This window comes from Leucobacter sp. UT-8R-CII-1-4, assembly GCF_030010235.1.
Taxonomy (GTDB): Bacteria; Actinomycetota; Actinomycetes; order Actinomycetales; family Microbacteriaceae; genus Leucobacter.
In genome coordinates this window covers 471,273-486,479 of record NZ_JASCRS010000001.1, presented here as the reverse complement: position 1 = coordinate 486,479, position 15,207 = coordinate 471,273, and the positions used below count along the sequence as shown (strand labels likewise).

The window sequence follows — 15,207 nt, the reverse complement described above, 5'->3', positions numbered from 1 at the left end:
GTTTGTTGCCGAAGGGCACAGCTTCGGCGGCTCTGTAGACTGGTCGTGTGGTGAATGTAGAGATTCAGGGCAAGGTGTATCCGCCAACTGCCCCATACCTGGTTGGTCGCGAGAAGGTGCGCGAGTTCGCTCGTGCGGTGTTGAGCGAGGCTCCGCTGCATCATGATCCAGAGGCCGCGCGTGCGGCCGGATACGCAGATGTGGTTGCTCCGCCGACTTTTGCGATTGTGGTGCAGGACGCCACGCTGCAGCAGTTGCTGAGCGACGACGAGGCTGCGGTCGATTTTTCGATGGTGGTGCACGGCGATCAGCGTTTTAGCTACACGCGGCCAATTGTTGCTGGCGATGAGCTCACCGGCGTAATGACGGTGACGAGTGTGAAGCAGCTCGGCGGAAACAGCATGGTGACCTCGGCAACCGAGATTAGTGACGCGACGGGCGCCCACGTGGTGACCGCTATTTCGACACTTGTAGTGAGGGCATCATGAGTACCCCAGTTTTTGAAAACCTTGCCGTTGGCGACGTTGTCGTCGATCGTGCTATGAACTTCTCGCGCGATACTCTCGTGCGCTACGCGGGCGCTTCTGGCGATTTCAACCCGATTCATTACCGTGACGACGTTGCGACTTCGGTTGGTCTGCCAGGTGTGATTGCGCACGGCATGCTGACGATGGGGGCTGCTTCGTCGCCGGTTGCCGAGTGGCTCGGTGGTGCGGGTACCGTCGCCGATTACCAGGTACGTTTCACCCGGCCAATTCCGGTTGATGGAACGAACGGTGCAGATGTTTCCGTGGTTGCGACGGTTGGTGCGGTAGATGTTGAATCGCGCACCGCTCGAATCGACCTCAAGGTGGTCTTTGAAGAAAAGACCGTGCTCGGCAAAAGTCAGTTGCTGGTGTCGTTCGCGTGAGTGCATTGCTGTCCGAACTGACGACAATGCGCGTCGGCGGTCCGGCCGAGCGTACCCTGATTGCCCACAATAAAGACGAGCTGGTGCAGTACGCACTTGAGCTCTGGGGTTCTGGCGAGCCTTGGTTGTTGCTTGGCGGGGGATCAAACACCATCGTCTGCGATGAGGGTTTCCCCGGCGCGGTGTTGCTCGTGCGTAGTCAGGGTGTTGACCGGGTGGTCGACGATTCGCTTGCTGAGAGTGACCGGGTGCGTCTTCGGGTGCAGGCTGGCCAGGACTGGGACGCGTTGGTTTCGTTCTGCGTTGAGCAGGGTTGGTCCGGTATTGAGGCACTCTCTGGCATTCCTGGTCTTGCGGGTGCTGCGCCTGTGCAGAACATTGGCGCCTACGGTGCTGAGCTCAGTGACGTGTTGCATTCAATTGAGTTTCTCGATGAGCAAAGCGGGGAGGTGCAGCGGCTGAGTGCCGCTGAGCTTGGTCTTGGCTACCGCGATTCCGCGATGAAGCGCGGTCTCGGAGGTGTGGTGCTCTCGATCGATTTGGTGCTCCAGGTAGCTCAGCTTGGGCTATCTGCCCCGATTCGCTATGGTCAGCTTGCCGGTGCGCTCGGTGTTGAGATCGGTGATCGAGTGACCTTGCGTGAATTGCGTGACGCCGTGCTGGGGCTTCGTTCTTCGAAGGGCATGGTGCTCAACAGCAAAGATCACGACAGCTGGAGCGCTGGTTCGTTCTTTACGAACCCGATCGTTTCTGAGGCATTTGCTCGTGCGATGCCGGGAGAGGCGCCACGTTTTGAAATTGTGACAGAGTCGCCGGCACCGGTTGCGATTTCGCTTGAAGATTTGCAGCGCGGCGCAGAGATTCCTTTGCCATCGCCTCAGCCGGAGCGGCAGTTCAAGCTTTCTGCTGCATGGCTCATCGAGCACGCAGGCATCACTAAGGGGTACCGTTTGCCGGGATCTGGCGCGGCGATCTCTTCGAAACACACTCTCGCGATTACCAATCGGGGTGCAGCTTCTGCTGATGAGGTGGCGCAATTGGCTCGCCTCGTGGTGCAGCGTGTGCAGCAGGAATTTGGCGTGCTGCTGGTGCCAGAGCCCAATATCTACGGTCTCGAAATCTAGGCGCGATCCAGCGTCGTGAAGTGTGGGGTGCGTTGAAGATGGCGCGCACCTCACCTGGCGAACCTCTCCATGAACCAGTGTCTGTTTTTGGAGAGACCTTACAAGAATCCCGCGCCCCGCTCCGCGTGTTGATTGTGGGAACACCGAGCATGCCTTGGCACCGCGTACGAACGGTTCTAGCGTTGAAGCACTAGATGTATTCGCTCGCAGACCGCATGGAGGCATCGCGATGAGCAGCACCCCAAAAATTGACCAAAGAGTCGTAGCTGACGCGCTCTACGGTAAATGGAAGAAGGAGCGCCTTGAGGGGCGCGCGGTCGCATCCGATCCGCGCTTCCAGACGATCCCGGGTCAGTCGATGGACGCGCATCGTGAGCGTGTGCTCGAACAACTTGGTTTGCTGGTTGAGGCAGGTGCGATCCAGCGTGCCTTCCCGAAGTCACTTGGCGGTGGCGATAACCACGGCGGCAACATCGCTGCGTTCCAAGAGCTTGTTTATGCAGACCCATCTATGCAGATCAAGAGCGGTGTGCAGTGGGGCCTCTTCGGTGCAGCGATTTTGCATCTCGGTACGGCAGAACACCATAAGAAGTGGCTGCCGGACGTGATGACTTTGAAGTTGCCCGGCGCTTTCGCAATGACTGAAATCGGCCACGGCAGTGACGTAGCTTCGGTAGGCACAACAGCAACCTACGACGAGGCGACCGAAGAATTTGTGATTCACACCCCGTTCAAGGGTGCGTGGAAAGAGTTCCTCGGCAACGCGGCTCTGCACGGTCAAGCTGCTGTGGTGTTTGCCCAGCTGATCACCAAAAATGTAAACCACGGAGTGCACGCATTCTTTGTTCCAATTCGCACGCCGAAGGGCGAAATGCTGCCCGGTGTTGGCAGCGAAGACGACGGCGTAAAAGGCGGACTGAACGGCATCGACAATGGTCGACTGCACTTCACGAACGTGCGTATCCCGCGGGAAAACCTGCTGAACCGCTACGGCAATGTCGCGCCAGATGGCAGCTACACCTCAGACATTGAAAGCCCAGGCCGCCGCTTCTTCACCATGATCGGTACCCTGGTGCAGGGGCGTGTGTCGCTCGACGGTGCTGCCGTGAACGCGATGAAGGGTGCGCTCGCTATTGCTGTGCGTTACAGCACCGAGCGCCGCCAGTTCCCAGGTCCAGACGGGCGCGACACCGTGCTGCTTGATTACGGCCACTACCAGCGACGCATCATTCCGTTGATTGCCGAGACCTACGCGATGCAGTTCGCGAGCCACCGCCTGCTCGAAACCTTCGACGAAGTGTTCTCTGGGACGAACGACACCGACGAGAATCGCGAAGATCTTGAGACTCTGGCGGCAGCGTTGAAGCCGCTGTCGACCTGGGCCGCGCTCGATACCCTGCAAGAAGTACGCGAGGCGACCGGTGGTGCTGGCTTCATGGCAAAAAACCGAGTTACCGGTTGGCGGGCAGACCTCGACATTTACGTCACATTCGAGGGTGACAACAATATTCTGTTGCAGCTCGTAGGTAAGCGTCTGCTCACCGAGTACGCCGCGAAGTTTAAGGACGTTGACGCGGCCGCAATGGCCAAGGTTGTCGCCGGGCAGATCGGCGAGGGTGCGGTGCGATTCGGCCTGCGCCAGATGGGGCAGAGCATTGCCGACTTCGGTCAGCGTGCCCGCTCGGTAGAGGGTATTCGCGATCCAGAATCGCAGCGCGCGCTGCTCACCGATCGCGTCGAAACCATGGTTGCTCAGGTAGCGATGGCAATGCGTGACGCGACGAAGGGTGTGGCACGCGAGGATCGCGCTGTCGCCGGCGCCGCCGCATTTAACTCGCAGCAGGCAAAGTTGATCGAGGCCGCCCGTGCTCACGCAGAACTGCTGCAGTGGGAAGCCTTCACCGAGGCGCTCGAAGGCTTCAGTGGCGACACCCTGAAAGTGATGACCTGGTTGCGTGATCTCTTTGGCTTCCGCCTGATTGAGAAGCATCTTGATTGGTACCTGATCAACGGGCGACTCTCGGGGGCTCGTGCTGAAGCTGTTACTGCCTACATCGATCGCCTGATTGGTCGTATCCGTGAGCAGGCCATCGACCTGGTTGATGCCTTCGAACTTACGCCAGAACTCTTGCGCGCTGAGATTGCTACTGGAATCGAGGCTGAACACCAGCAGGAGGCCCGCGACTACGTTGATGCTCAGGTGGCGGCTGGTACCTGGCCAATTCATGAAAAAGAATTGCGTAAGCGCGCTCGCAAAGCTTAAACACTAGCTCGCGAAAACAATGCGGGGTCACCTCTCTGGTGGCCCCGCATTGCTGCTTATAGGGTGGAGGAATGACCAACCAGCTGCGCGAAATGTACCCACCGATCGAGCCCTACGAACACGGCTTGCTGCCGGTAGGTGACGGGCACGAAATCTACTGGGAGGTTTGCGGCAATCCAGCTGGTAAACCGGTCGTGTTTTTGCACGGTGGACCAGGGGGCGGTTGCAATCCAGACCAGCGGCGGTATTTTGATCCCGCGAAATATCGAATCGTGCTTTTCGACCAGCGCGGATGTGGGCGTAGCCTGCCACATGCAAGCGCACCCGATGCCGATCTGGCAACGAACACTACCTGGCATCTCGTTGCCGACATTGAGCTGCTGCGCGAGCACCTCAGCATTGATACCTGGCAGGTATTTGGCGGCTCGTGGGGGTCGACTCTTGCGCTCTCGTACGCGCAGACACACGCAGATCGTGTGACAGAACTGGTGCTTCGCGGCATTTTCACCCTGCGCGAAACCGAGATTCACTGGTTCTACCAGGAGGGCGCCTCGCAGTTGTACCCGGACGCTTGGGAGAAGTATCTCTCCGTAATTCCAGAGGCCGAACGCGGCGAACTGGTCGCGGCCTACAACCGGCGGCTGTTTCACCCAGACCCAGCGGTGCACGTACCGGCAGGCATCGAATGGACAGTCTGGGAGAACTCGACGGTGCGTCTGATTCCAGACGAGGCAGCAATCGCAGCAGCACGGGCAGACGAAGCGGCTGCTGTGGCCTTCGCTCGGATCGAGAACCACTATTTCTCGAACGCCGGGTTTATGGAAGACGGACAGTTGATTCGAGATGCAGCAGAAAAGCTGAAGGGTATCCCCGGCGTTATCGTGCAGGGGCGCTACGACGTGTGTACCCCCGCGCAGACCGCGTGGGATCTGCACCGCGCATGGCCGGCTGCCGAATTCCATATGATTCCCGATGCCGGTCACTCTGCGACCGAGCCAGGAATCGTTGACGCCTTGATCCGGGCGACAGACGACTTCGCGAGCTAAGGTACACGCATGACCAAGATTCTTCGTGCCGATGTGTTGCTGACCCCGACCGGCGAAATCTCAAACGCCGAGCTTGAGATTGATGACAATGGGCGTATCGCTTATGTCGGTGTCGCCCGGCCAGAGAGTGCGGTTACGCACGATCTTTCGGGTCACGCGCTGCTTCCCGGCCTCGTCAACGGGCACACCCACAGCGCAATGACCGTGCAGCGCGGAGTCAGCGATGATGAGGGTTTTATGCCGTGGCTTGCCGCGGTGCAGCAATTTGAGCAGGGTCTCACCCGTGACGATATCGTCGCCGGGCTCGAGCTTGCAATGCTTGAAATGATTGCAAACGGTACTACCGCTTTTGCTGACATGTATCACTGGGACGAGGGGCTGCTTGAACTCGTGAAAGAGGCGGGCATGCGGGTGCTCGCGGCTCCCGCGATGTTCACAAATGAGGCCGTGGGTTTTCCAGGGGTGAGCCCACTCAACGGTGCTGAGACGCTCGATCTCACCGAGAGCTTGGCAGAGCGTTTCAAGGGTGATGAGCAGATCAAGCTGGCATACGGTCCGCACGCTCCATACACTTGTTCACCCGAACTGTTGCGCGAGATTTCCGAGCGCTCACAGCGCACAGGTATTCCGATTCACATTCACGTTTCTGAGTCGCGTGCCGAGGTTGAACAGATCACCGAACAATACGGCCGCACACCAGCGGCTCACCTCGACTCTTTCGATTTTTTCGACGCCAATGTGCTCGCAGCTCACTGCGTGCATCTCACCCCGGAAGAAATCTCGATCTTCGCGCACACTGGCACCGCAGCAAGCCACAACCCGGTTTCAAACTTGAAACTTGGCTGCGGAGTCGCCTCACTACCTGAGATGCTTGAGGCCGGAATCCGACTCACCCTTGGCACTGACTCGGTGGCGAGCAACAACTCACTCGACCTCTTTGAAGAAATCAAACTTGCCACGATCCTGCACCGAGGCGTGCGCCACGATGCAGCCGCGGTAAAAGCGAGCGACGTCATCGACATTGCGACCCGGAGTGGCGCCGAAGCAATCGGTTTCGCAGAGGCAGGTGCCCTTGAAGTCGGACGTCTAGCCGATGTGATTGCGCTTGACCTCAGCACCTCGCGGGCCACTCCGCTCAGTTCGCTCAGCTCGTTTGTGGCTTTCTCTGCGAGCGGCGAAGACGTGCGCGAAGTGTTTATTGGCGGGCGTCATATTTACTCAAAGGGTGAACATCTGACGCTCGACGCCGACAGAATTCAGGCCCGAGCAGCAGCGGTTCGCGAGCGCCTCGGAAGCTAGCAAGAGGCCGGTGCGCGCGATCCCGTGCCCGATACACCCCGATCAGTTACGCAACGTTCATGTATTCGGGGTGTGTCGGCGTGCCTGAAAAAGCAAAAGCAGGCGTAGCGTGTGCGGTATCAGACATCGCGTTTGATGGGCGGGAGACCCGCTCGAGACAGGGTCTCTTGCCGTAGCCGCCTCGGCTCAAATTGGGGTCGGGGCACCGGTAAAAGGAGTCACCGTGTCAGACACCAAGCACTCATCGGTCGGGATGAGTTCCGATCGCGGCGAGGATCGCGAAACCGCCAATCTCGGCGGCACACACGAGGCGCTACCTCAGCAGGAGCGTACCTATGTGCTCGACACTTCGGTGCTATTGAGCGACCCGGGGGCACTGTTCCGGTTCGCTGAGCACTCGGTGGTATTGCCCGTGGTGGTCATCACTGAGCTCGAGAAGAAACGGCACGACCCCGAGATCGGTTATTTCGCTCGGCGAGCGCTGCGGCTACTCGATGAGTTGCGCGAGCGACACCTACGCCTCGATTTTCCGGTGCCCGTTGGTGAGCAGGGCGGCACCCTTCGGGTCGAGCTGAACCACTCAAACCCTGAACTTTTGCCAAGTGGCATGCGGCTCGGAGATAACGACACCCGCATTCTGGCAGTCGCCCAGAACCTTGCTGCTGAGGGGCTTTCGGTCACGGTCGTCTCTAAAGACCTGCCGATGCGAGTGAAAGCCGCAGCCCTTGGCCTTGGCGCAGAGGAATATCGGGCAGAACTTGCCGGCGATGGCAGCTACACCGGCGTAGAAGAGATCGAGATCAGCGAAGAGCAGATGGCTGCGCTTTGGGATGACGATCGAATCGAATCTGTTTCGGCAGTTGCTGAAGTTCCTCTTGGTACCGGGCTGATTTTGAATTCGCCACGAGGATCGGCGCTTGGCCGAGTTGATGGTGAGCGCTCGTTGCGGCTGGTGCGAGGCGACCGCGAAGTGTTTGGGGTGCATGGGCGCAGCGCTGAACAGCGCCTGGCAATTGACCTGCTGCTCGACCCGCATATCGGTATTGTTTCGCTCGGTGGCAGAGCAGGCACCGGCAAATCGGCGCTCGCGCTCGCGGCGGGGCTTGAAGCTGTGCTTGAACGCCAGCAGCATCGCAAGGTAATGGTGTTTCGTCCGCTCTACGCGGTAGGCGGGCAGGAGCTTGGCTACTTGCCGGGAGACCAGCAAGAGAAAATGAACCCTTGGGGGCAGGCAGTCTTTGACACTCTTGGTTCGATTGTTTCGCCGAATGTGCTTGAAGAAGTAGAAGCGCGGGGACTGGTTGAAGTATTGCCTCTGACGCATATTCGTGGCCGTTCGCTGCACGACGCGTATGTGATTGTCGACGAGGCACAGTCACTTGAGCGCAATGTGCTGCTCACGATGCTCAGCCGAATCGGGCAGAACTCGAAGGTAGTGCTTACGCACGATGTGGCGCAGCGCGACAACCTGCGGGTCGGTCGGCATGACGGGGTTGCCGCGGTGATCGAAAAGCTGAAGGGTCACCCGCTCTTTGGCCACGTCACCCTCATGCGAAGTGAGCGCAGTGAGATTGCCGATCTGGTGACGAGCCTCTTAGAGGGCTAGGGTCCGCCTGCAAGTGAGCGATCTGCCTTCGGTGAGGGAAATTCTGAAGAATTGTCTCACCGAAGGCAGATCGCTCACCCCGGTCGGCTTCCTCAGAGTCCAGAGTCGTATGCTGGTGGCATGGCTGATGCAAAGATCGATGCCCTGCTCCCGGTTGACCTGCTTGAGCGATTTCGTGAGCGAGCGGGGGCTTACGACGCCGCCAACTCATTCTTCGCCGAAGACCTCAATGAGTTGAAGGAGGTCGGCTATCTGGCAGGCCCCGTTCCTGTCGAGTTGGGCGGTGCCGGCCTGAAACTTGAGCAACTTGTCGCGGCCCAGCGACGCCTCGCCGCGCACGCGCCCGCTACCGCGCTGGGTGTGAACATGCACTTGGTTTGGGTTCAGGTTGCTGCGTTTTTGAGAGCGCGCGGCGTCGGGACGCTTGACTGGGTGTTACGTGATGCCGTGGCTGGTGAGGTGTTTGCGTTCGGAATTAGTGAGGCCGGTAACGAGGCCGTGCTGATGGATGCTTTCAGTAGGGCGGAGCCGCAGCCTGGCGGAGCTTTCTCTATCACTGGCACGAAGATCTTTACCACTCTCTCGCCAGTCTGGACGAGGCTTGGGGTACATGCCAAAACTACCGACGATGGCACTTTGGTGTTTGGGTTTGTGCGACGCGAGGGCGCCAACAATACCAATCTTGCCGCTGGCACAATTAGTCATCCGGGTGTCTGGAACCCGCTCGGAATGCGTGCAACGCAGAGTTACACGACAAAGCTTGACGGCGTGCGAATCGAAGCGGATGATGTGGCCGCTCGGATCGCTCCCTTTGATGGCAGTGATCCGCTGGTGCTTGGTATTTTCTCTTCGTTCTCGATCTTGACAGCTGCCGTCTATGCCGGGATCGCGGATCGCGCGCTTGAATTGGCGACGAAGGCGGCGACCGCCGAGGTAGAGCTTGCCGACGGCAGCGTTACGAGCAAACTTGATGACCCGGATGTTGCCGCGAAGCTTACTGCCGCCGTGTTGGCACACCGACAGAGCATTGACGCCTTAACGATCCTCGCCCGAGATATTGATGATCAGCGCGCGCGTGAAGACTGGTTCTTGGCTCTTGCTGCGGCGCGCAATCAGATTACCGATGAAGCGCGGCAGGCCGTTGATGTGGCCATGCGTTTGCTTGGTGCGCGCGGTTTTCAGGCTGATAGCGAGTTGGCGCGGATGTACCGCGACGTACTTGCCGGAATGTTCCACCCCTCGTCGTCGCGGGCGCTTGCGCGAACCGTACGTGGGGCACTTGCGGGGTAGCGGGCCTGCGAGAGGGCCCGCGTTCATCGAACTGTTTAAAGATGAACGCGGGCCCTTTTCGTGTGTTCTGTGCCGGTTCGCAGGGACTTGATACTGCTGCCTATGGTGTTGGTGGTGTTTCTGCGAGGCAGAATCCGTCTGCGCCGAGGTACCAGGAACTAGTTTTTGTGACGGTCGTGTATTTGCCTGTCTGGCCGAGATAGACCGCTTCGACTGATTGTGACTGGGCGCTCGCGAGTGGGATCCCGGTGAGGGAGACACTTGCGGTGCCGTCGCCGTTGTCTACGAGTGGGAGCGGGTCGCCCAGTTTTTTGTTGTTCAAACTGAACTGCACGTACCCTTGCGGGGTGCTGCCGGTGCCGCGTGCGTTCACGGTCATCGTGGCATCAATTGGCGTGGTGACGGTATCACCACCGGTGCGGGTGAGGGTCGCTACCGGGGTGGCTGCTGTGACGGTGATTGGCGGGCTGGTGAGGGTCGCTTCGGCATAGTTTGTGTCGCCCGCTCTTGTGCCGGTGACGGTGAAGGTGCCTGCCTGGTTGATGGTGAGGGTGCCTGCCCCAGCGGTGATCGGGCCAAACGATGCGACGGCAGGGTCTGACGAGATCAGATCAAACACGCCGGTGCCTGACCCGCCGGTCACGGTGACCGGTGCGGGGGCGTCACCGTAGGTGTAGTTTGTGCTGTCGAGACCGGTGAAGCTGAGCGAGTTTTGTGGGGTACCTAGCACTTCGAACCCGGTGAGTGGCACCGATTCAGAAGACGCGAGGTAGGGGGAGGAGGTGGTGCCTAGGTATTTGATTTGGTAGCTGTAGTTGCCGACGGGTGGCGACGCGTGGGTGAAAGCAACTTTCCCTGCAGTGACGTTCTGGGTTTGCGCGAGGGCGCCGTTGATCCAGAGTTGTGCTTGCCCGTTGCTCGCAATCAGGGCGCTGGTGGAGTCTTGGGTGATGGACCCGTTGATGGTCACGTTGCCTGGGTAGGTTTGACTGCCTGCCGGGGTGGTCGTGACGGTCGGGGTAGTGGAGTACCAGAAGTATGCGCCCTTCGTGGCTGCTCCGGTGACGGGTAGCCGGTAGGTCGAGGAGACGCCATCGGTCGAAACGAACGTGAGTCCGGTGTCTACTGCACGGAGTTTCGCTCCGCTGTCTGGGATCGCAACGAAAGTCACATTGCTGCCAGCAGCGACATAAGGGAACGATGAGTTGAGAGGGGATTGATTACCATCCCAGTACCTCATGTTCAACCTGCCAGGTCCGGTATAGGCGCGATTGATGGTGTACGTGTTGATCGTTGGATTGTAGCTGCCCCCGTTCCAAGAGCCTCTGCCGATGTTGGGAGAAGCAGCAAAGCTGCCAGCTGCACCCGCTACTGCCATCACTGCGCCTGTGGTGCCCACAGAGATTGTGCCAAGAGCCGTGCTATTTTGCGCAATGTTGGCGGCGGCTGTGCCTATGCCCGGCCCCGCGGCGGAACCGGCAGTCCCATCTGAGCCTTTTGCATAGACGCTCGCATTCCATCGAATGAGGATCGTGCCTGGGACTGGCAGTGCGCTTGTGCCACTAGTACCGATACCTGGATAAGCAATAGACGCTATGGTTGAGCTTGCGAATGCTCCCACATGGCCGCCATTAAAAGTGATCGGGCCATTGGGCTGATTGGCACTTCCGATGGCAGGCCCCTGAGCACTAGTGACTGTTGCTTTCCCGGTGTTGTTCATCTGCGAATAAAAAACGAGAGAGCTACTCGAGGGCACCTTGATGCCAGTACCGCCCACATTTACAGCGGAGTTGATGGTGAGGCTGCAGCTATCGCCGAGAATGATCGAGACAGGAGCGCCGTCTGCAATTGTCACTTGTGAATTGATCGTCAGGGTTGAGTTGCAGACATAGTAGCCCGCCGCCAAAGTGGTTGAGCTTGAGGTGAGTACGGTGGCGTTGACCTGCGATGTTGCGCCTGCTGCGCTTGAAACGTAGGTGGTGAGCTCGGTTGCGGCGTTCGCAGCGGCGGTGTACGCGACCACGCCGGTAGCGGTGAGGCCGAGGGCAACGAGTGCCGCGATCCAGCGGTGTTGCCGTTTTCGCGGTGCGGAGGGTTGAGTTGATGAGACGGCCACGGTTCCCCCAAGAAACAGTTCACATAATGCTTGATTCGCCGGTGCGTTGATCGTGGACACGGACCGGTTGTGTAAGGGATCAGTATGGTTCGTGGTCTCCTCAAAACATGGGGGAGGGTGGTAATTGGAGTGGTCGAGAGGTGAGAAATAGGTAGGTCTGGCTAGATACTCAGATGGGCCACGGCAGGGAAATATTGGTTGACGTAGTGTGCCGAGTAGACGCAGAAAGGGGCCCGTTCACTACGCCTAGCGCAGTGAACGGGCCCCTTTGTCTGAAATAACCTACTTGGCGACGCCTGGGTGGGTCATCGACAGCAGATCGAGTGCCTTGTCGAGGTCAGCTTCGGTAACCTCGCCACGCTCGACATAGCCGAGATCGACAACTGCCTCGCGCACGGTAATGCCCTTGGCAACCGAGTGCTTTGCGATCTTCGCTGCAGCTTCGTAGCCGATCAGACGGTTCAGCGGGGTGACCGTTGATGGGCTCATACCTGCGAGAGCCGCTGCACGCTCAAGGTTTGCCTCAAGGCCTGCGATGGTCTTGTCTGCGAGCACGATCGAAGCGTTCGAGAGCAGGCGGATCGACTCGAGCAGGGCGGTGCCCATAACTGGGATCTGCACGTTGAGCTCGAACGAACCCGAAGCGCCAGCCCATGCAATGGTTGCGTCGTTTCCGATGACACGTGCGCAAACCATCAGCACAGCCTCGGGAACCACAGGGTTCACCTTGCCTGGCATGATCGACGAGCCTGGCTGCAGATCAGGAATGTGCAGCTCGGCAAGACCGGTGTTTGGACCCGAGCCCATCCAGCGGATGTCGTTGTTGATCTTCGTCAGCGAGACAGCAATGGTGCGCAGTGCGCCCGATGCCTCAACCAGGCCGTCGCGGTTTGCCTGAGCCTCGAAGTGATTGCGTGCCTCGGTGATGGGCAGGCCACTCGAAGCAGCGATCTCAGCAATGACCTTCTCGGGGAAACCGAGTGGAGTGTTGATGCCGGTGCCGACAGCGGTGCCGCCCTGTGGCACCTCTGCAACGCGGGGGAGTGCCGCGTCAATACGCTCGATGCCGTAGCGGATCTGTGCAGCGAATCCGCCGAACTCCTGGCCGAGGGTGACCGGGGTGGCATCCATGAGGTGGGTGCGGCCCGACTTTACTGCGGTCTTCCACAGTTCAGCCTTCTCTTCGAGCGCGGTCGCGAGGTGTGCAAGCGCTGGCTTCAGCTGCTCGATGAGCGCGCCGGTAACAGCGATGTGAACCGAGGTTGGGAACACGTCGTTCGAAGACTGTGAAGCGTTCACGTGATCGTTCGGGTGCACTGGTGCACCGAGGTGCTTGGTCGCGAGAGTTGCGAGCACTTCGTTGGTGTTCATGTTCGAGGAGGTGCCCGAACCGGTCTGGTAGGTGTCTACCGGGAACTGGTCGTGGTGTGCACCGGCGATAACCTCATCAGCTGCAGCAACGATTGCGTCTGCAATCGCGCCGTCAAGGATGCCGAGCTCCTTGTTCGCGATTGCCGCGGCGCGCTTGATGCGAGCAAGTGCCACGATCTGAGCGGGCTCAAGACCCGAGCCCGAGATCGGGAAGTTCTCTACCGCACGCTGCGTCTGAGCTGCGTAGAGAGCATTCTTTGGCACGCGCACTTCACCCATGGTGTCATGCTCAATGCGGTACTCGATTTCAGTCACTGTCATCCTTTGTTTGTAGATTTCTGAGACGTATGTGGAAGGAACTGGTTAGGCGGCTGCACTGTCTGATTCAGCCAAGTTGATTTCGAGCTTGCCCACTGAGATGTAGGGCACTGCTCGACCTTCAACCAAGCTGTACTGGCAACCGACAACTGCAACATCACCCCGGTCGACAGCGTCGCGCAGCGTCTGCGATGAGCGCAGCAGCTGGTCAACGGTGGCGCGCAGGTGAATTCGGCCAATGGCATCGGCATCAACCGAAGACGCATCAACGTAAGGTGTTTCGCGGCGCTCACGCAGCCAGTATTGCTGCACCGAAGGCAGCACTGGCGCGAGCGTGTTCGCTACCGAGTCAGTGACCGACGACGGGGTGCGGTTTGACTGCTCAATCGCGGCAGCGACTGCGCCGCAGGAGTCGTGCGCGAGTACCACAATCAGGGCTGAACCGAGATAGTGCACGGCGTATTCCATTGAGGCGGTGATCGACTCGGCAACTACATGCCCCATGTTGCGGGCAATGAACAGATCGCCAAGACCACAGTCAAAGATAATCTCTGCCGCGAGGCGTGAGTCGGAACAGCCGAAAAGTGCAACATCTGGAGACTGCGAATTTACGAGTTCAGATCGTCGCTCAACGTTCTGATTCGGGTGCTCTGAAATGCCCGTGATGAATCGCTCGTTTCCGGCGATAAAGGTTTCCCAGGCTTCTTGAGGGCTTACTCGTTGCGCAGTGCTCATGCGGCTTCCTTACTGGTTGTCAGATTCGATGCCAGCATCGAGCCCGAGCGTCTTCGCTTGGGTGGCGATATCGGCTGCGAGGGTGCGCAGCACTTCTGGCCGGTCGGTGCCATACACCAGCAGGGTGTTGTTGCCGACCTGGGTCTGTAGGCCGAAAATCATATTGCTCTCATCGGCGCTACGTTTCGGATGGTCGTAGACGGTCCACTCAAGCCCGCCAATGTTCTCGGTGCCGGTGGGCTGCTGCGCCTCGAGCTGCTGGCCGATCCACGTGTCGTTCACGTTGTCGCCACCCTTGGTGAAGGCCTGGGTGACTGCAGCGAACGCGTTGTTTTCGGTGGTGTAGCTGATGTACCAGTAAAGAATGTCGGTACCTTTTTCGGTACGAATCATTGCTTGCTTGGCTTTCCAAGACTCTGGCACATTCGGCGTCACGAGTGGCCGAGCGGCGTTCGCTTCGTTCTGCTGGGCTGCCTCGGCAACGTTCACTTGGTGATCGCTCCACTGATCGGTGCCGCGCGGCACGATCAGCACGATAACCACCATCAGCGCGACGCTGACAAGCAGTGAGAAGACGAGGTTGTTCACGGTTTTGCGCTGCTTGTACAGGCGGCTCTGTTCAGCCTTACGTGATGCAGTCTCCGAGGCGGTTTCTGGCCGACCAAGTTCTGCGACGATTACTGGTCGCTTTTGCTTCTCCGCCATGTCTAGCGGTCGCCTCCGATCGGGCCATTTGTTTCGCTACCGGCGTCGGCAGTATCGTTTTCGCTCGCTGGATCGCCAGCACGGGCGGCTTCGAGTCGCTTTCGGGCGCCAAGCAGCCATTCTTCGCAGCGAGCTGCAAGTGCTTCGCCGCGTTCCCAAAGTTGTAGCGACTCTTCTAGAGTGGCGCCACCCTGTTCGAGTCGGTTCACTACCTGAACGAGTTCGTCGCGAGCCTGCTCATAACTGAGCGCGCTCGTATCGCTCGTCGACTGCGAGCCGTTGTCTGACATGGAACCAAGCTTACCTTGCGCGGCTGTCAGCACGCTTATGTGCTTGCGCTACGCGTTGTGTGCGGTAACATCGCATATGCGGGAACGTTCCCGCGTCGATCAAAATATGGGCAATTCTTCGCTCCTGATTGGCG

Annotated in this window: 13 protein-coding genes; 8 read left to right on the top strand and 5 right to left on the bottom strand. The window is 59.1% G+C overall.

Annotated elements, in window-relative coordinates; genetic code table 11:
- The first annotated feature begins 47 nt into the window (after positions 1 to 47).
- From QBL02_RS02140 to QBL02_RS02105, 8 genes are all read left to right on the top strand, one after another.
- Positions 48 to 488 carry a MaoC family dehydratase N-terminal domain-containing protein gene (locus QBL02_RS02140; RefSeq protein ID WP_282724705.1) on the top strand — a complete coding sequence of 147 codons (441 nt, stop codon included), beginning with the start codon at positions 48 to 50 and terminating at the stop codon, positions 486 to 488.
- On the top strand, positions 485 to 910 hold the full coding sequence (locus QBL02_RS02135) for a MaoC/PaaZ C-terminal domain-containing protein (protein WP_282724704.1): 426 nt from the start codon (positions 485 to 487) through the stop codon (positions 908 to 910). Before QBL02_RS02140 ends, QBL02_RS02135 begins: the two co-directional genes overlap by 4 nt.
- Positions 911 to 936: 26 nt before the next feature.
- Entirely contained in the window at positions 937 to 2,034 is a 1,098-nt protein-coding gene (locus QBL02_RS02130) for a UDP-N-acetylmuramate dehydrogenase (protein WP_282725265.1), read from the top strand.
- Positions 2,035 to 2,263: 229 nt separating this feature from the next.
- Positions 2,264 to 4,297, top strand: a complete 2,034-nt coding sequence (locus QBL02_RS02125) for an acyl-CoA dehydrogenase (RefSeq protein WP_282724703.1) — start codon at positions 2,264 to 2,266, stop codon at positions 4,295 to 4,297.
- 71 nt (positions 4,298 to 4,368) lie between these two features.
- The gene (gene pip / locus QBL02_RS02120; RefSeq protein WP_282724702.1) at positions 4,369 to 5,343 is read left to right on the top strand and encodes a prolyl aminopeptidase; all 975 of its coding nucleotides are present in this window, start codon (positions 4,369 to 4,371) and stop codon (positions 5,341 to 5,343) included.
- Between the two features lie 9 nt (positions 5,344 to 5,352).
- Complete coding sequence (locus QBL02_RS02115; RefSeq protein ID WP_282724701.1) at positions 5,353 to 6,642, top strand: amidohydrolase; 1,290 nt, start codon at positions 5,353 to 5,355, stop codon at positions 6,640 to 6,642.
- A gap of 253 nt (positions 6,643 to 6,895) precedes the next feature.
- The gene (locus QBL02_RS02110; protein WP_282725264.1) at positions 6,896 to 8,248 is read left to right on the top strand and encodes a PhoH family protein; all 1,353 of its coding nucleotides are present in this window, start codon (positions 6,896 to 6,898) and stop codon (positions 8,246 to 8,248) included.
- 120 nt (positions 8,249 to 8,368) lie between these two features.
- The gene (locus QBL02_RS02105) at positions 8,369 to 9,538 is read left to right on the top strand and encodes an acyl-CoA dehydrogenase family protein (RefSeq protein WP_282724700.1); all 1,170 of its coding nucleotides are present in this window, start codon (positions 8,369 to 8,371) and stop codon (positions 9,536 to 9,538) included.
- Between the two features lie 100 nt (positions 9,539 to 9,638).
- Here QBL02_RS02105 and QBL02_RS02100 read toward each other — a convergent pair whose 3' ends face one another.
- From QBL02_RS02100 to QBL02_RS02080, 5 genes are all read right to left on the bottom strand, one after another.
- Positions 9,639 to 11,654, bottom strand: coding sequence for a hypothetical protein (locus QBL02_RS02100; RefSeq protein ID WP_282724699.1), 2,016 nt, complete (start codon positions 11,652 to 11,654; stop codon positions 9,639 to 9,641).
- Positions 11,655 to 11,936: 282 nt separating this feature from the next.
- A complete protein-coding gene (locus QBL02_RS02095) occupies positions 11,937 to 13,346 on the bottom strand; it encodes a class II fumarate hydratase (protein WP_282724698.1) in 1,410 nt (469 codons plus the stop codon).
- Positions 13,347 to 13,388: 42 nt separating this feature from the next.
- Positions 13,389 to 14,078, bottom strand: a complete 690-nt coding sequence (locus QBL02_RS02090; RefSeq protein ID WP_282724697.1) for a carbonic anhydrase — start codon at positions 14,076 to 14,078, stop codon at positions 13,389 to 13,391.
- Positions 14,079 to 14,087: 9 nt separating this feature from the next.
- Entirely contained in the window at positions 14,088 to 14,783 is a 696-nt protein-coding gene (locus QBL02_RS02085; RefSeq protein WP_282724696.1) for a DUF4245 family protein, read from the bottom strand.
- A gap of 2 nt (positions 14,784 to 14,785) precedes the next feature.
- Complete coding sequence (locus QBL02_RS02080) at positions 14,786 to 15,073, bottom strand: exodeoxyribonuclease VII small subunit (RefSeq protein ID WP_282724695.1); 288 nt, start codon at positions 15,071 to 15,073, stop codon at positions 14,786 to 14,788.
- Between the last annotated feature and the right edge of the window lie 134 nt (positions 15,074 to 15,207).